The sequence below is a fragment of the Kocuria gwangalliensis genome (assembly GCF_039544365.1).
GTDB lineage: Bacteria > Actinomycetota > Actinomycetes > Actinomycetales > Micrococcaceae > Kocuria > Kocuria gwangalliensis.
Genome location: NZ_BAABLN010000015.1, coordinates 22,591 through 38,585 on the forward strand (window position 1 = coordinate 22,591; position 15,995 = coordinate 38,585).

Here is a 15,995-nt window from a genome sequence, read left to right on the forward strand (position 1 = left end):
AACAGTGTGCTACTTTTCCGGCTGAATCGCTGCACGCATCACCTGGGCGAGGTGAACTCCTTCTGCGCCGGTTCCCTGGGCGATCTGCGTGCGGCACGAAAAACCGTCCGCGAGCACGATGGTTCCGGGCTCGGCCGCGCGGATACTCGGGAACAGCTCGCGCTCGCCGAGGGTTTGGGAGACCTCGTAGTGGCCCGGTTCGAAGCCCCAGTTGCCGGCCAGCCCGCAGCAGCCGCCACCCACCACGCTGGTGTTCACGCCCAGCTTGTCCAGGACCTGCAGCTCGGGGGAGTAGTTGCCCACCGACTGCTCGTGGCAGTGCACCTGGCACAGCGCCCGGCCGGGCCCGGCCTGGGTTTCGAGGGTGCCGAAGGGCCAGTGGCCACCGTCCTCGGCGTGCTTGGCACTGAACTCACCCAGGGTGACCGTGAGGGCCTGCACCTTGTGGGCTCGGGGGTCCTCGGGCAGCAATTCGGTGATGTCGTGCTGGAGCATCACCGTGCAGGACGGTTCCAGGCCGATGATCGGGTAGCCCGCCTCGAGCAGCGGCTCCATCACGTCCAGGGTCTGCCGCAGGGTCTTGCGCGTCATGTCCAACTGCCCGGTCGAGTGCCACGTCAGCCCGCAGCACACGTTGCCCATGGGCATGAGCACGCGGTAGCCCATGGCCTCGAGCACCTCGATCGCGGCCTTGCCGGGGGCATCCGCGGAGAAGTTGGTGAAGGTGTCCGGCCACAGCACCACGGACGGCTTTTCGTCCCCCGCCGACGCCGCCCGGTGGCCCCCGCGCGCAAGATCGCGAGCGGCGTCGTCGCCCTTGGCACGGGCCTTGTACCAGGAGGTGAGCGGGGCGTTGTTGAAGCGAATCATGCGGCGTTTCGGCTCGATGCCGCCGAGCTTCTTGGTGAGTTCCTCCACGGGGCGGAAGCGTTCCAGGACGTTGACCGCGCGCAGCGAGCCGGGGACCTTGGTCACGAGTTTCATGAGCCACGGCATCCACCCCATGCTCAGATGGGCCATGGGGCGGCGGTCCTTACCGATGAACGAGGTGAGGCCCTGGCGGAAGTGGTGGTGCAGGAACTCGGCCTTGTAGGTGGCCATGTCCACGTTGACGGGGCACTCGGTGGCGCAGGCCTTGCAGGACAGGCACAGGTCCAGAGCCTCCAAGGTTTCTTTGGATTTCCAACCGTCCGTGATGGTTTCCCCGCGGAGCATCTCGGCCAGCGAGCGCATGCGGCCCCGGGTCGAGTGGACCTCGTCGTGGGTGGCCTGGAAGGACGGGCACATGGCGCCGGCGTCAGAACGGCACGCACCCACGCCCACGCAGCGGTTGACGGCCTGGCCGAAGGAGCCGTTGTCCGAGGAGAACGCATGGACCGGGGTGAGCTCGAAGGTACGAGCGCCGGGGCCGGGGCGGATGCCCTGGTCGATGGGTTCGGGATCCACCACCACACCGGGGTTGAAAACGTTTCCGGGATCGAAAATCTGCTTGAACTCGGCGAAGGCCTGGCGGGCCTCGGGCGAGTAGATCGTGGCCAACAGCTCGGAGCGGGCGCGACCGTCACCGTGTTCGCCGGAGACCGACCCACCGTAGCGGTGCACCAGGTCCGCGGCGCGTTCAATGAACTCGCGGTACAGGGCCACGCCGTCGTCGGTGTTGAAGTCGAAGGAGATGCGGATGTGCACGCAGCCCTCACCGAAGTGACCGAACGGGATGCCGCGCAGGTTCATCTCACCCAGCAGGTCGTAGAGGTCCTTGAGGTAGGCGCCCAAGTGGTGAGGGGGCACTGCGGAGTCCTCCCAGCCGGGCCAGGCCTCGCCGCCGTCCGGGAGGCGGGTCACGATACCGGCACCGGCCTCGCGGATGTGCCACAGGGCACGTGCCTCGGCGGGGTCGCCCACGACCACGGAGTCCACCACGGTTTCCGTCACGAGCCCGGGGAGTTTCTGGGCCGCTTCGAACGCTTTTTCCTGGGTGTCCGCGCCCACTTCGCAGTAGAGCCAGCCGCCACCGGCGGGGAGTTCACCGCCCGCGTTTTCCTGGCCCGGGCGGGTACGCAGCGCGGTCAGCAGGTCCGAGCCCATACCCTCGATGGTCGTCACGCCGGGTACGCGGAATTTCGGTGCCGCGGTGGCCGCCTCGATCGCGTCCTTGAAGCCGAGCACGGCGAGCGCGGTGAACTTGGGCTTGGTCACGAGCTTGACCGTGAGCCGGGTGATGATCCCGCACGTGCCCTCGGTGCCGGAGAAGGCCTTGGCCACGTCGAAGCCGTTTTCACCCAGCAAGTACTGGAGCCCGTAGCCGGAGACCTGGCGCGGGAACTGACCCAGTTCGGTGCGTAGCATGGCCAGATGGCGGTCGCGCAGTTGCGTGAGCTGGGAAGTCAGGGCGGCGTCCGAGGTGCCGCCGGCCTCCAGAGCGACCTCGCGCCCGTCGGCGAGCATGACCGTGACCGCCACCAGGTTGGACGCGCTGGTGCCCCACGCGACCGAGTGCGAACCGCACGCGTTGTTGGCCACCATGCCCCCCACCGTGCAGCGAGCGTGCGTGGACGGGTCCGGTCCGTAGGTGAGACCGAATTCGCTTGCGGCGTCGCGCAGCTGATCGCAAATCACCCCGGGTTCGATCGTGGCCGTCTGCAGGTCCGGGTCGATCTCCAGGATGCGGTTGAAGTACCGGGAGGTGTCGATGATCAGACCATCGCCCATCGCGTTGCCCGCCACCGATGTTCCACCGCCGCGCGAAATCACCGGCCAGCCCTTCTCTTGAGCGGTCGCGAGCAGTTCGCGGATGTCCGCCACGGAACGCGGTTCCGCCACGGCCCGGGGCAACCTGCGGTAAATGGAAGCGTCGGACACGTACGCGGCACGGGTGGTCAGATCATCCCGGAGAGCTGTCATGGTCTAACTTTCGCGCACCCGACCCCGGGATTCCAATTGGCTCGCCCGCGGTCCGTGTCGCGGTGTCCTGGACGGACCACGACGCCGCCCGCGCGCCTTCGTGGGGAAGGTGCGCGGGCGGCGTCGGCGGGATTTACGACCGGTGACTCACCACTCCGGGGCAATGATGATCTCGGCGCCCTCGAGGTCCTCGTTCCACTCGACCTGGCAGGTCAAACGGGAGGTGTCGTGGCGGGTGTCGTCGAGCATCTCCAGGAGGTCTTCCTCCTCCTCGTTGGTGCCGCCGGTTTTCACGAACGATTCCTGATCCAGGTACGAGTGGCATGTGGAGCACGAGGCATTGCCGCCGCAGGTCGCCAGGATGGGGAACTTGTGCCGGGTCAGGGCCTCCATGAGGGACTCGTAGTCCTTCCACTCGACGCCCTCGGTGCGCACACCGTCACGGTCGGTCACATTGATCTTGATGCTGCTCACTCGGGTGGACCTCCTACAGTTACGACCCGTTGTGGATTCACGGAACCAGTGGCCATTCTACGGTTGCGGCGCGCGGCGGGGGGCCACCGGATGGCAAAGTGTGATCAGTCCCCCATGCGGCGCACGGTCAGCGCCTGGGCCACGCGCCCGATCGGGCCGTTCTCGTCGAAGAGTTCCGAGTGGGTCAGTCCCACACCGACCGGGCTGATTTCCACGTTGGTGTCCAGGCCCACCCATTCGGAGACCGGTTCGCGGATCAAGTGGATGGACAGGTCCACGTTGGGGAACGCCCACTGACCGGGTTCGATGCGGGGCGCAATACCGTTGGCGGTGTCAATGGCACTGACGAAACGAGCGGTGTGGGAGGACGTTTCGCCCGCCACAATCCGGTGCTTGATGCGCAGCCACCCCGCGGCACTTCCCGGGCGGGGTTCGCGAGCAAGGTGAGCCTCCAGGGTGGCAATGAAACCACCGGCCCACGTCTCGGTCATGTCCACCGGTGGGCATTGGTCCACCGGTGGGAGCGGGCGGATCTCGCCGCCGGCCACGTCCTGGGTGTCCGAGGTCTTGAGCCGCCACATGTTCAATCGGATGCAGGGGCGGCCGTCCGCACTCATGGTGGCCTCGAGCAGCTCAATGGTTTTGCCCGGGCGCAGCACGCGGGTGTGCACCTCGATGTCACCGCCGGGAATGAACCCCAGAATGTCGAACGACAACCGCACGGGGATCACGTCTTCGCGCGGGTGGTTGCGTTCCACCTCATGGACCAGCAAGCCCGACGACGCCGCCATGTGCTGTTCCAGCGGGCTCCACGCCCCCTGCGTGTACACCGTGGTCCGGAAACTGTGCTCCCCGGTCCGCACGTAGTGGGCGTCGGGGACCTCTTCCCCGTTGGCGCCGAGGTGCTGGGGCTTGGGTTCGGTGGTCGTCCTGCGGGTCCTCCTGAAAGGTGGTGTTTGTGTCCTGTATTACACTTTAGAGTCCCGCATCGATATCGCCGTGCACCCGCGGCCTGTTGAGCCATCGGCCGGAGCGGCGGAGCAGTCTCATCGACGCTATGTCCAACCCAACTGGGAGGCGCGCATTCCCATCGACGGTAACGCCAAAAATCCGGCGAGGAGTGGCGCTACCGTCGACCAGAATGCGGCGGCGCGGGACCCAGGGTCATAGCGTCGATACGTCAGCCCAGCGGATGTGTCCACGCGGTGTCCACGCGCGGACCCCTGGGCATGAAAAACGCCCGCTACCCCTGTTTGACCAGGGATAGCGGGCGATTTCGAGTGGCGGTGACGGAGGGATTTGAACCCTCGTTGGCTTTAACACCAAACATCATTTCGAGTGATGCACCTTCGGCCGCTCGGACACGTCACCAGCTCGAAGTACTTTACCGTCAGGTTCCACCGGGAACCAAACCGTGCCGACAGGGGCTACGTGCGGTGGGCCGCGAAGAACTCCCGCAGTAGCGCGGCGCACTCCGCCTCGCGGACCCCACCGGTGACTTCCACCCAGTGGTTGAGTCGCGGTTCACGGACCACATCGAACACGGACCCGCAGGCTCCGGCCTTCGGATCCCACGCCCCGAGCACCAACCTCGGTACCCGGGACAGCACGATGGCCCCGGCGCACATGGCGCACGGTTCCAGGGTCACCACCAGTGTGCAGCCCCCGAGGCGCCACGAGCCCGTACGGGCGGCGGCGTCGCGCAGGGCGAGAATCTCAGCGTGGGCGGTGGGATCGCCGCGGGCCTCCCTGCGATTGAAGCCGCGGCCGACCACCTCGCCCCGGGAGTCCACGACCACCGCACCGATCGGAACGTCTCCGCTCGCCGCGGTGTGCTGGGCTTCTGACAAAGCCAGGTCCATCCAACGTTCGTGCTGGATGGACCTGGCAGTGGGCGGTAACGCCATGGGTGACTTACCGGCGGCTGTTCTGCGCGAAGTACGCGGAGTTGGGAGCCTTGAACGCGGTAACGATCCACAGGATGTCCACGATGAGTGCGATGAGTGCAATCACGATGAGCACGATGCCCAGGCCGCCGTACATGAGCGCGCCGAGCATCCCGAAGAGGTACGACAGGATGGACAGGGCCGCAAAGACGGTGCCCAGGATACGGGCCCAGTTCTTGCCCTTGGCCAGACCGCGGTAGACCAGGAAGTACAGCAGGAGGGCGATGGCCAGGCCAATGACGGTTCCGAGCACGCCACCGGTGGAACTCGCGAACATCTCGGCCTGTTCACTGCTCATGCCCTGGTCACGGTAGACCGCTGCCAGATCGGTCGTGGAATTGGCGATGAGACTCACGATCGTGAACAGCACGTACAGCGCTGCGGACAACAGCGTCAGCTTGAGCAGTTTGTCGAGTAGCGCGGGGCGCTCCACCATGCCGGTGTACTGGTTGGGGTTGTACTCACTGGTGCCGTACTTGCCACCCTGCTGGCCGTAACCGTGCTGGGGTGCGTTCTGCGGGGTCTGGCCGGCACCGGGCTGAACATTGCCGGGTTGAACGCCGAAGGGCTGAGCGGGATTGGGCTGCGGGCGGCTCTGATCACCGAACTGCGGGTCGCGGGGATCATTGGGTGTGGTGCTCATGGGGGAAGTTCCCTTCTTCGATTCGGTGCGAGTGCTGCGGGTGGATTATTCGTAACGGAGGGCGTTGATGGGATCCTGCCGTGCTGCTCGCATGGCAGGAATGGTGCCGGCCAGGAACGCAATGACCATCACGGACAGGATGATCAGGACGGTCTTGACCGGGTCGAAAAGGAACAGATTCAGGCCGGGTAGACCTTCCAGCAACCCGTTGGACAACACGGAACTGATGATCGAACCGGTGACCACACCCAAGGCAGCACCGATGGCCGAACCCAGGAAACCAATGAAGATGGCCTCGAGGGAGAACAGGCCGAAGACCTTGCCGCCGCTCATACCCAGGGCCTTCATCAGACCGATCTCACGGGTTCGCTCCTGCACGGACATCAGCAGCGTGTTCACAATGCCGAAACCCGCAGCCAGCAGGGCAATGATCGCGAAGGAGTTCAGGATCCACACGATGGCGTTGATGACCGCGCGGAACATGCCAAGCTGGTCCTCCACGGTCATGCCCATCATGTTCTCGTCCGCGAGCTGGGACTTGATCCGACCGGCGTCGTCGATGTTCTCGACATTGGCCACGGCCATGAAGTAGGTGTCCGGGACGTCCCGCGGGGACCCGGAGCTCTGGTAGTCGTAGAGTTTCTCGTTGAGGCTCGAAGACGGCATGGGTGTCAGGGACGTGCCCGCCAAGGAGGCCTGTGAGACGCCGGAAATGGTGACCTCGAAGGCCTTGTCCTCCCCGGCCATGTTGGTCATGACCACATCCACGGTCTCACCCACCGCGGCTTCGTTCGAATCAAAGCCCAGGTCCGCCACCCATGAGGCGGGAACAAGCATTTCGTCGCTCTCGCGTGCGGGGACCTCGCCGGCTTCGAGCTGGACGCCCTCTGCGTCGGAGGGCATGCCCAGGCTCAGCTGGAACTTTTTGTCGTCGGAGGTTTCCAGGTACGTGGGGGCCACCATGTACATGGGGTCCACGGACGTGACCCCGTCAATGTTCCTGATGGTTTCGATGTCATCGTTGTTCAGACCACTGGTTGATCCGAAGCCCGTTTGAATGCTGGATTCCTCCGGGTCGTATTCGCGGGGGCCGTCGTCCTGGGGTGCGGTTTGTTCCTCGACCTTCTGCACGTAAATGGACTTCTGGTCTCCAAAGCCGGCCACCGTCTTGTCGATGTAGTCGTTGACACCGGTACCCACACCCGAGGTGAGGGTCAGCGTGAACGCACCGATGAAGATCGCGATGACGGTCAGAACGGTTCGTGCTTTGGAACGGAACGTGTTTCCGATGGCCGTCCGCAGCAGATCGACAAACTTCACTCGGAGACTCCCTGCTGGTCGGGGGTGGTCGATTGGGCCCACGGGGCGGCATGGCGGCCCGCGCGGTGGGGGCGGCGAGCGGCCTCGGCGATCTCGGCGGCGTCGGCCTCGCTCAGGGCGATGAGCTGCCCCGTCGCGGGTTCCTTGACGGTGACCTGCCCCTGCTCACCTTGGCGCGATTGGGAGCGATCGGCAAACAACGACGACGCCGCGGCGGGCGATGCGCTCCGGTCGATTTCCCCGTCCACCAGGTAGATCTGGCGAGAACAACGAGAAGCGAGGTCGGGATCGTGGGTGACCACCACCAAGGTGATGCCCTTGTCCTTGTTGAGGCCGAACAGGATGTCTTCCACCACGTCCGAGGTGGCCGTGTCCAAGTTGCCCGTGGGCTCGTCCGCAAAGATCACGGAAGGTTCGTTGATCAGCGCGCGGGCAATGACCACGCGCTGTTTCTGACCGCCGGAAAGATCCGTGGCCCTGTTGGAGGCCTTGTCCGCCATCTCAAGCTGCTCGAGGGCCTCCATGCCGCGGCGCTTGCGTTCGGCGGAGTGGACGCCGGCGATTTTCAGCGGCAGCGTCACGTTCTCCAGAACGGTCTGGTTGGGCGTGAGGAAGAACTGCTGGAACACGAAACCGAACGCGGAGTTGCGCAGTTCGTTGAGCTGCTTGGCATCCAAATTATTGGTGGGCTGCCCCTTGAGGGCCACCACACCGTGGGTGGGGGCGTCGAGCAGAGCCAACAAATGCATGAGAGTGGATTTGCCCGAACCGGACTTACCAACAACGGCTACGGACTCGCCCTCGTTGATCTGCAGGTTCACGCCCTTCAGAGCGTCGAACCTGGTTTCCCCTCTGCCATATATCTTGACCAGATTCTCGGTTTCGAGGACCGGAGCCGTCATAAGAGGTTGTTCCTTTCGGGGGCTTCAGCTGATGTACCAATGTGGTTGTGTTCAACTCTTTCGTATCGACGATAGGCCACGCATCCTACGACGGGTGGAACTTTCACCCGTGACACCGAGGTGAACCGGCTTCGCTCCGGGGCGAACGGGAGCCGCCGGTGCTAGTTTGACCGTATGCGAGTCACCGTTTTGGATCACCCCCTGGTTGCCCACAAGCTGAGCGTTCTGCGCGACAAGTCGACACCCTCGCCGGTGTTCCGACAGCTGGTCGAAGAACTCGTCACGCTGCTTGCGTACGAGGCCACGCGCGAGGTTCGTGTGGAGCCCATCACCATTCAGACACCGGTGGCGCAGACCCAGGGTGTAGGACTGTCGCGGCCCCGACCGCTGGTGGTCCCCATTCTGCGAGCCGGGCTGGGCATGCTCGAAGGCATGACCCGGTTGATCCCCACCGCGGAGGTCGGCTTCCTGGGGATGGCCCGGGATGACACCACCCTGGACATCATCACCTACGCCGAACGATTGCCCGAGGACCTGACGGGTCGCCAGGTCTACGTCCTGGACCCCATGTTGGCCACGGGCGGCACCCTGCGCGAAGCCATTAAGTTCCTGTACCGCCGTGGTGCCGAGCAGATCACGTGCGTCTGCTTGCTGGCTGCCCCGGAGGGTCTTGCCAAGCTCGAGGAAGAACTCGGAGACGCCGAGGTGAACCTGGTGCTGGCCGCCATCGACGAACGCCTGGACGAGAACGCCTACATCGTGCCCGGCTTGGGGGATGCCGGAGATCGCCTGTACGGCGTGGTGGACTGACCCGTCCGGTGCGGGTGAGTTTCCCGTGTAAGTGGTACCGGGCGTCCCAGGTTCTTGACATCGAGCGAAGATTCTGATTCAGACGACCACGCTCCGAATCAAGCCCCGGGATGGCGCGGGTTCGTGCGTTTTTGAGGGAATGGTTGGCCTTGTATGGCCCTTGCCGTAAGTTCTCCGAAAAGGTGATTTGGATTACATTTGCGCCCTCTTGTCTCATTATGTGAGAAACAAACGGGTTTGTTACTTGCAAGTGTCGGTGTTGTCGCCCACGATGTTGAGTACGTCGCGTCCAGGAAACTCACGGGTTCGGCGTTCCACGAGGCAGGGGATACTCACATGTCAGGCGCACCGGGCTACGTCCACATTTCTCAGCGGCATCGATTGAATGCCGCGCAGGCGGCGATGCGTTCGCGCGGACCTCATCGCGTGGCAGGGTCCGTCGAGGAATATCGCACTCTGCGCTCCCTCGCCGGCGACCAGTCCCAGGATGCCCGCCTGGAACGCCATTCCGTAGCGGACCAGCAGCCCACCGAAGCTCGCGGGTTCGTGGTCTACGTGGGCGTGGACGAGCAGGCCGCCGCCGATCGCGGGATCAACCTGGTCCAGCTGGTCCAGGACGTGCGCAATCACATCCATCAACTCGTTCCCGAATCGGATTCCTACGCGGCCGTGGCGCTGGCCCCGATCAATGCGGAAGGCACCGACCTCGAGGTCGTGCGTAGCGCACTAGGCGACCCCACCTGCGCGGACCCGGTGATCGAACCCATGGTCCCGTTGCCCACTCCGGCATCCGGTTCCACCATTGACCACCAGCGCGTGGGCGTGTTGATCGACCTGTCCCGCCGCGAGGTGTTCCTGGACGGCGATCTGCTCAACCTCACGCACCGCGAATTCGAGTTGCTCAACTACCTGGTGGAGAACGGCACCCGCACCGTGGGTCGTCTCGAGCTGTTGGACAACCTCTGGGACGACGCGGAAGAGGTCCCTTCCGAGCGCACCATTGACGTTCACGTCCGCCGCTTGCGCTCCAAGCTCGGCCGCCTGGCCAATACCGTGCGCACCGTGCGCGGTCAGGGTTACCGCTTTTACGACCACCCGGAAGTGGTTGTGTGGGCGGCCCCCGAGTATTCGATCTGACGCCTTCTCGGATTTCTTCACCGCCGACGCCGCTCGCGCGCCCCACCCGGGACGCCGAGCGGCGTCGGCGTGGTTAAGGGTGCGGCAGGCGCGTGTCAGACTGGTGGGCATGGCACGCCACGATGTAAAGCACCTGGTGATCATGCGGCACGCGGAGGCGGATCACCCGCCCGGTGCCCTGGATCATGATCGGCCCCTGATGCCCCGCGGTGCGCAGGATGCCGCCGCGGCCGGGGAGTGGCTCGCGCAGCAATACACCCCGGACATGATCATGGTGTCCTCCGCGCTGCGGACCCGCCAGACCGTGACGTGGGTGTGCAGTGAACTGGGGGAGAAGGCACCCACCCCGCAGCTGGTGGACGAGTTGTACAACGCGCACGACACCGCAATCATCGCCGCGATCAATCACGCACCGGAAGCAGTGCGCACGCTCTTGGTGGTCGCCCACATGCCGGGGGTGCTGGACACGGTACTGCGGTTGGCCTCCCGCGAATCGGATGTGGACGCAATGATGGATGTTTCCGGTGGCTTCCCCACATCGGGGATCACGGTGCTGGAGGTTCCGGACGACTGGGCCCTGTTGGATGGCGGGAATGCGCGGCTGGTCCATTTCGAGGTGCCGCGGGGCTAGCGGTCGAGCGAATCCTGGTCAGCCCAGCTCGGCCTCGTATTCGGGCATGAGGGCCTCGTAGGGCGGCCACTGCTTGGTGCTGACCCGCCCGGTTTCCACGGTTTCGACCATGCGATCCAGGTAGTACTCCCACCCCGCGCCGATGTATTTCACGTCCATGCCGGGTGGGACGGGCATGGCGAACTTCACGTGCGTACCCGCATCGGTTTTCGACAACTGCACGTCCAAAGTCCAGATCTGCGCGGCGTCTTCGTTGGTGCTGTGCACGCGTAAGTGAGAGGATTTTTCGCACGTGACGATCACGTAGGGCTCGGAGCCGGCCTCCTCCTCGAAGGCCATGCTGACCTCCACCCGGCCCGAGGTGGGGTCACCCGCCCAGGTGCCGAACCACAGGGCCAACTGATCCGACTCGGTGAATGCCTTCCACACCTTCTCAGTAGGCGCGGGAACGTTGCGGGTGAGCACCAGATTCGGCGCACCGTCAATGGTTTCCAGGACTCCAGTGATCACGAGCGCTCTCCTTGTCGCCGAGCCCGGCATTGTCGAGGACCGGCTGCCCCCGTTCAGTGATCAATTAACCACCCGCCACGTGAGCTGTCGAGAGCCGCGGCATGGCTCAGCGGCGGGACTCGCAGGCAACGCCGTCGCCGTCGCCGTCGAGACCGGGGCGGTATCCCGGCTGGCCGGCGTGGAGCGGGGCGGCACCCGCGGCGCGGGCGTCGGCGCATTTTGCGAAGTACACGTCGGTCTGCGCCTCAGGTGCGGGGACCTCGGGTGCGTCCGGGACGGGTGCCGCCGTGGCAATGACGGCGGGGGGCTCCACGGGGGCGGGCTGCGTGGGCGCAGGGGTGCCTGGGGCGTCGATGGGTTCCGGAACCACAGGGTCGGTGGTCAGCGACTGGTCCGGGCACTGGCTGAGCACCCCATCCATGGCCCGCTTCTCCGCATCCGTGACCCACAGCTCATAGCGTTGCTTCACGACGATCTGCCGGGCCACGTACTCGCAGCGGAATTCCCTGGCGGGCGGCAGCCAGGTGGCGGCGTCTCCGTCTCCTTTGGCGGAGTTGCTGGGCCCGTCCACGGCCAGGAGATTCAGTGGGTCATTGGCGAACTGTGTGCGCCGGTCCGCGTCCAGGTTCTGGGCGCCCTTCTGCCACGCGTCGGACAGGGCCACCACATGGTCGATCTGCACGTCGGAACTGGTTTGGACGCCGGCCACGAAATCAATGAACTCGCCGGTGAAGGGGCTCGTCAGATCGCCACTGAGTACCTTGCAGCCTTGGGTGCCCGGGGCCACGGCCACGTCCGTGAGATCGCGGCGGAGAATGTCATTGCGGGTGTCGCACCCATTGCGATCGGTATCGGACCACCGCGCGCCGAATTGCTCCCGCGAGTAATCGGTCTTGGGAGCCCGCCCCTTCACGGGCAGCTCGTCCAGGGCTGCGCGCGCGGGGCTTTGGACCGCGTCGGCCGTCTCGTCCTGCTGCGCGGCGGCCTCGGGGGTCTGCGTAACGGCCGGTTCGCCGGAGTCGGGAACGGGCGCGGGCGGCGTCGTACTTGAAACCACCGACGCCGACGCCGACGCCGCTGCGCTCGCGGTTGCCGACGGGCCGGGGGACGTCGGCGCGTCCACGGGGGCGCAACCGGAGAGGAGGCCGATCAATGCGAGGGCGGCGAGCGCAGTGGTGCGCAGGGATGAGCGGGGGGAAGCAGCCACGGGGCGACACCTCTGTCATGGGAGGAGGGGGGTAGTTGAGATCGTAGCGGGTTATGCGGGAAGGGCCGCACCGAGGCGGCCGGCGGTCGCCCGCAGCAGGGAGCGGCGGTGTCTTGCACCTTTCGATGCAGGTTCCCGGCTTCAATCCTTCTCCCGGCGACGCGCTGCTTCCTACGGTTATTGAGCAAGCACATTTCGCACCGCCCCCGGAAGGGAACAACCATGACTTCCACCCAAAACGCTCCGGATACGCCGACTCGCACCGGTCCTCTCGCGGTGGTTCGACGCCATCCGTTGCTGACGTTCTTTCTGCTGGCGAACCTGCTGAGCTGGATCTCCTGGGCGCCCTACGTGCTCTCGCAGAGCGGGCTCGGCGTGCTGCCGATCCACGTCGACGAGATCACCGGCATGTTGCCCGGCGCCTACCTGGGGCCGATTTTCTCCGCGTTCCTGGTCACTGCGATAGCCGACGGCCGACAGGGGTTGCGACGTTAGTTCGGCCGCCTGCTGCGCTGGCGGGTTGCGCCGCGCTGGTACGCGGTCGCCCTGCTCGGCGTTCCGGCGGGGATGCTCCTGACCGGACTGGCGTTCTCCGGGGGCGTGGTTCACCCGCCGTCGGCCATGGCGCTCGCGCTGTACGTCCCCATGCTGATCTTGCAGTTCGTCACGACAGGTCTGGCAGAGGAGCCCGGCTGGAGGGACTTCGCCCTGCCGCGGCTGCAAGACCGCTTCCATCCCCTGGCTGCATCGATGATCCTGGGCCCGATTTGGGCCGTGTGGCACCTGCCGCTGTTCTTCACGCCCTGGGGTGAGTACCCGGAGGCGAGCTGGACCCGCGCGGCAGCGTTCCTACTGTTCTGCATCGGCTTCAACCTGGTCATGACCTGGATCTTCAACCGGACGGGGCAGAGCCTGCCGGTGGCAATCCTCGCCCACGTCAGCGTGAACACCTTTGCCTGGGTGATCTGGGGCGAGATGTTCCCCGGCATCGACGGCGACTCGTGGATGCATGCGCTGGCCGTCGGCGGACTTGTGGCCGGCGCGGCCGTGGTGCTCGCCACCCGCGGTCGGCTGGGCTACCCCAACCCGCTCCCGCGATGACAACCCACCCCAGCACCGGGCCCCGAGGACCTCATCGGCCCTCGGGGCCCGGCACGCCGACAACCCGGTTCTGGTAAGCCCACACGACGGCCTGTAATCGCGAGCGGACACCTAGCTTGGGCAGCATCCGCGCCAGATGCGACTTCACGGTGGAGACCTCCACCACCAGCTCCCGGGCGATCTCCTCGTTGGACATGCCCTGCGCGAGAAGTAACAGGATGTCGTGCTCCCGGGAGGTCAGTACCTCGGACGCTCGCGAGGCGGTCACGGGCTGCAGGCTGCGGCGTTCGACGAACTCGCGCAGGGCGCGCCGAGTGAGTGACTGATCGATCGTCCCCTGGCCGGACGCGACCTGATGCACCGCCTGGACGATCAACTCCGGTTCGGCATCCTTGAGCAGGAACCCCGACGCGCCCGCCTCAAGCGCCCCGAACGGGTACTCATCGAGGTCGAACGTGGTCAGGATGAGCACCGGGATCACCGGGTCGGCGGCGGGCCCGCACAGTTCCCTGGCCACCGCGATCCCGTCGCGGCCGGGCATCCGGATGTCCAGGCAAGCGACGTCCGGGGAGAGTTCTCGTGCCAGTTCGAGCGCCCGCCGGTCGTCGGCCGCGGTGCCCACCACCTCGATGTCACTCTCGCTCTCGAGCACCGCCACGAGGCCGGCGCGGGCCAGCGGCTGGTCCTCGGCGATCATCACCCGAATCATGCGGTCTCCTTCGCGCTGCGCTCGCGACGCGCGCCGTACTCGGTGGGGCCGGCGGCACGCGGATCGCGCGGCATGGTGAGGCGGGTCTGCCAGCCGCCGTCGGCGGTGGGGCCGTAGGCCAGGTCCGCGTCGATCATCTCGGCGCGCTCACGCATCCCGAGTAGCCCAAAGCCCCCACCCGTGCCGGGATCGGCGACGGGCGGCCGCCCGTTCGCCACCACCACGGTGAGTTCATCCGCGCGGTCGTCCAGGGTCACCGTGGACCGTGCGCCGGGGGCGTGCTCAGCGATATTGGCCAGGGATTCCTGCACCATCCGGAAGACGACCACCTGCGCGAGCGGCCCGATCCCGGTGTCGAGAGGCCGGCCCGCGCCGGCCGCGTGGATGACCAGCTCCACCCCGGCGCCTGCGTCTCGCTGGGCCTCGACGAACTCCTGCACGGCCGGCAGGGTCGCCACCGTCCGCCCGGCCTCGGCCTCCTCGCGCAGCAAACCCACCAGTCGTCGCAGATCGTCCAGAACCGTCCGGCTCTGCGCCCGGATCTGCGCGACGGAGCGCTTAGCGGCGCTCGGGTCGTTGTCTATCTGTCGTTCGACGGCTCCGGCCAGCAAAGCGATCCCGGACATGTGATGAGCGGCGATGTCGTGGAGCTCCCGCGACATCGCCGTGCGCTCCCGGGAGATGTCGGCCTGGACCAGCACGTCGCGCTCCCGTTGGAGGGCGGCCGACTCGGCGAGGCGTGCCTCCTGCGCCTCTCGCCTCGCAGCGACCAGCAGTCCGATCAGCACGGGAGCGCCGATGACCAGCACGGCCTGCAGGAGGGCGGCGCCCGCAGCGACAGCCGCCGTCAGGTCCGCCATGAGCATCTCATTGGCGAACTGGAGGCCGGCGACCAGGAGAACTGGGGCCGCCAAGGCTCCGATGATCTGGCGATTCGGTACCGCGGTCGCCACGTAGTAGGCCGCAACGGCGGTGGCCAGCGCGGTGAGGGTGAACAGTGGCCCTGGGGCAAGGAGCACAAGCGCAGCGGGTAGTGCCGTGACGACGATCGCCGCGGTGACGGGCTTGTTCCGCGTCCACAGCAGGGCCACGGCCTGGGCGAGGACCACGGTGAGCACGACCCACCAGGGGGCACTGCCCACCGGGGGGAAATCCGACCCTGGATCGTTGCTGGCCGCGGCGAGGACGGGCAGCAGGAGAACGCCGGCCGCAGCGAGCACCGCGGTGAGGGCCGCCGGCACCACCTGAGGGCGTCTCAGCCGGTGTGGGGAAGGCTCGCCGTCAGCCGCCATCTCGGCCTCCCCCTCCCCCTCGGCCAGCGGGATGCCAGCACCCTTGATGCGGTCCAGTGTAAGGGGAGCTCGGGGGACACGTGGGCTTTACCGAACGACCCCCGGGGCCACCACTGGGAGACCAAAAAACCCGGACCCCAAAATAAGGGTCCGGGTTGTCGCTGATCTCCTGAGAGATCACATGGTGCGCCCGGAGGGATTCGAACCCCCAACCTTCTGATCCGTAGTCAGATGCTCTATCCGTTGAGCTACGGGCGCATTTGCACCAACCGATGTACTCGGCTGCAACGGGTAATAACTTACACCGGTGGCGGCCAAGTGCAAAATTAGGCAGGGCCATTTCAAAGTCCGGTGAGTTGGCGGACGATTTCGGGGTGGTGGTCTAGTGCGCGCAGGGTGGCGGTGATGTTGG

16 protein-coding genes and 2 tRNA genes are annotated in these 15,995 nt (G+C 66.0%); 5 read left to right on the forward strand and 13 right to left on the reverse strand.

Annotated elements, in window-relative coordinates; translation table 11 throughout:
- Positions 1 to 9: 9 nt before the first annotated feature.
- The 8 genes from ABEA06_RS07205 to ABEA06_RS07240 form a co-directional block, all read right to left on the reverse strand.
- Positions 10 to 2,901 carry an FAD-binding and (Fe-S)-binding domain-containing protein gene (locus tag ABEA06_RS07205; RefSeq protein ID WP_345311051.1) on the reverse strand — a complete coding sequence of 964 codons (2,892 nt, stop codon included), beginning with the start codon at positions 2,899 to 2,901 and terminating at the stop codon, positions 10 to 12.
- A gap of 147 nt (positions 2,902 to 3,048) precedes the next feature.
- Positions 3,049 to 3,375 (reverse strand): 2Fe-2S iron-sulfur cluster-binding protein, encoded by a 327-nt coding sequence (locus tag ABEA06_RS07210; protein ID WP_345311052.1) that lies wholly within the window; start codon positions 3,373 to 3,375, stop codon positions 3,049 to 3,051.
- Between the two features lie 104 nt (positions 3,376 to 3,479).
- Positions 3,480 to 4,205 (reverse strand): thioesterase family protein, encoded by a 726-nt coding sequence (locus ABEA06_RS07215; RefSeq protein ID WP_345311053.1) that lies wholly within the window; start codon positions 4,203 to 4,205, stop codon positions 3,480 to 3,482.
- Positions 4,206 to 4,656: 451 nt separating this feature from the next.
- Positions 4,657 to 4,746: transfer RNA gene (locus ABEA06_RS07220), tRNA-Ser, on the reverse strand.
- Positions 4,747 to 4,802: 56 nt separating this feature from the next.
- Positions 4,803 to 5,282 (reverse strand): tRNA adenosine(34) deaminase TadA, encoded by a 480-nt coding sequence (tadA, locus tag ABEA06_RS07225; protein ID WP_303382077.1) that lies wholly within the window; start codon positions 5,280 to 5,282, stop codon positions 4,803 to 4,805.
- A 7-nt stretch (positions 5,283 to 5,289) separates the two neighbouring features.
- Entirely contained in the window at positions 5,290 to 5,964 is a 675-nt protein-coding gene (locus ABEA06_RS07230; RefSeq protein ID WP_303382076.1) for a hypothetical protein, read from the reverse strand.
- Between the two features lie 45 nt (positions 5,965 to 6,009).
- Positions 6,010 to 7,284, reverse strand: a complete 1,275-nt coding sequence (locus tag ABEA06_RS07235) for an ABC transporter permease (RefSeq protein ID WP_345311054.1) — start codon at positions 7,282 to 7,284, stop codon at positions 6,010 to 6,012.
- The gene (locus ABEA06_RS07240) at positions 7,281 to 8,186 is read right to left on the reverse strand and encodes an ABC transporter ATP-binding protein (protein ID WP_312396697.1); all 906 of its coding nucleotides are present in this window, start codon (positions 8,184 to 8,186) and stop codon (positions 7,281 to 7,283) included. The genes ABEA06_RS07235 and ABEA06_RS07240 overlap by 4 nt, the downstream gene beginning before the upstream one ends.
- A 174-nt stretch (positions 8,187 to 8,360) precedes the next feature.
- On the opposite strand from ABEA06_RS07240, the gene upp reads away from it, so the two are divergent.
- The 3 genes from upp to ABEA06_RS07255 all read left to right on the forward strand — a co-directional run bounded on the left by upp (position 8,361) and on the right by ABEA06_RS07255 (position 10,764).
- Complete coding sequence (gene upp, locus ABEA06_RS07245; protein ID WP_303382073.1) at positions 8,361 to 8,996, forward strand: uracil phosphoribosyltransferase; 636 nt, start codon at positions 8,361 to 8,363, stop codon at positions 8,994 to 8,996.
- Positions 8,997 to 9,332: 336 nt separating this feature from the next.
- Positions 9,333 to 10,133 carry a winged helix-turn-helix domain-containing protein gene (locus ABEA06_RS07250; RefSeq protein WP_312396700.1) on the forward strand — a complete coding sequence of 267 codons (801 nt, stop codon included), beginning with the start codon at positions 9,333 to 9,335 and terminating at the stop codon, positions 10,131 to 10,133.
- A gap of 109 nt (positions 10,134 to 10,242) precedes the next feature.
- On the forward strand, positions 10,243 to 10,764 hold the full coding sequence (locus ABEA06_RS07255) for a SixA phosphatase family protein (RefSeq protein ID WP_345311055.1): 522 nt from the start codon (positions 10,243 to 10,245) through the stop codon (positions 10,762 to 10,764).
- Between the two features lie 18 nt (positions 10,765 to 10,782).
- On the opposite strand, the gene ABEA06_RS07260 is transcribed toward ABEA06_RS07255, so the two are convergent.
- The gene (locus ABEA06_RS07260) at positions 10,783 to 11,274 is read right to left on the reverse strand and encodes an SRPBCC domain-containing protein (protein ID WP_303382070.1); all 492 of its coding nucleotides are present in this window, start codon (positions 11,272 to 11,274) and stop codon (positions 10,783 to 10,785) included.
- A 106-nt stretch (positions 11,275 to 11,380) separates the two neighbouring features.
- Positions 11,381 to 12,481, reverse strand: a complete 1,101-nt coding sequence (locus ABEA06_RS07265) for a GmrSD restriction endonuclease domain-containing protein (protein WP_345311056.1) — start codon at positions 12,479 to 12,481, stop codon at positions 11,381 to 11,383.
- Between the two features lie 222 nt (positions 12,482 to 12,703).
- Between ABEA06_RS07265 and ABEA06_RS07270 the strand changes: the two genes are divergently transcribed.
- Together ABEA06_RS07270 and ABEA06_RS07275 are read left to right on the forward strand one after the other, a co-directional pair.
- Positions 12,704 to 12,976: a hypothetical protein gene (locus ABEA06_RS07270; RefSeq protein ID WP_345311057.1), complete on the forward strand. Its 273-nt coding sequence runs from the start codon at positions 12,704 to 12,706 to the stop codon at positions 12,974 to 12,976.
- 72 nt (positions 12,977 to 13,048) lie between these two features.
- Positions 13,049 to 13,582, forward strand: coding sequence for a CPBP family intramembrane glutamic endopeptidase (locus tag ABEA06_RS07275; protein ID WP_345311058.1), 534 nt, complete (start codon positions 13,049 to 13,051; stop codon positions 13,580 to 13,582).
- Between the two features lie 31 nt (positions 13,583 to 13,613).
- Here the strand turns inward: ABEA06_RS07275 and ABEA06_RS07280 are convergent, their stop codons facing one another.
- From ABEA06_RS07280 to ABEA06_RS07290, 3 genes are all read right to left on the reverse strand, one after another.
- Positions 13,614 to 14,291 carry a response regulator transcription factor gene (locus ABEA06_RS07280; protein ID WP_345311059.1) on the reverse strand — a complete coding sequence of 226 codons (678 nt, stop codon included), beginning with the start codon at positions 14,289 to 14,291 and terminating at the stop codon, positions 13,614 to 13,616.
- Positions 14,288 to 15,532 (reverse strand): sensor histidine kinase, encoded by a 1,245-nt coding sequence (locus ABEA06_RS07285; RefSeq protein ID WP_345311060.1) that lies wholly within the window; start codon positions 15,530 to 15,532, stop codon positions 14,288 to 14,290. Before ABEA06_RS07285 ends, ABEA06_RS07280 begins: the two co-directional genes overlap by 4 nt.
- A gap of 233 nt (positions 15,533 to 15,765) precedes the next feature.
- A tRNA-Arg gene (locus ABEA06_RS07290) sits at positions 15,766 to 15,841 on the reverse strand.
- Positions 15,842 to 15,995: the final 154 nt, after the last annotated feature.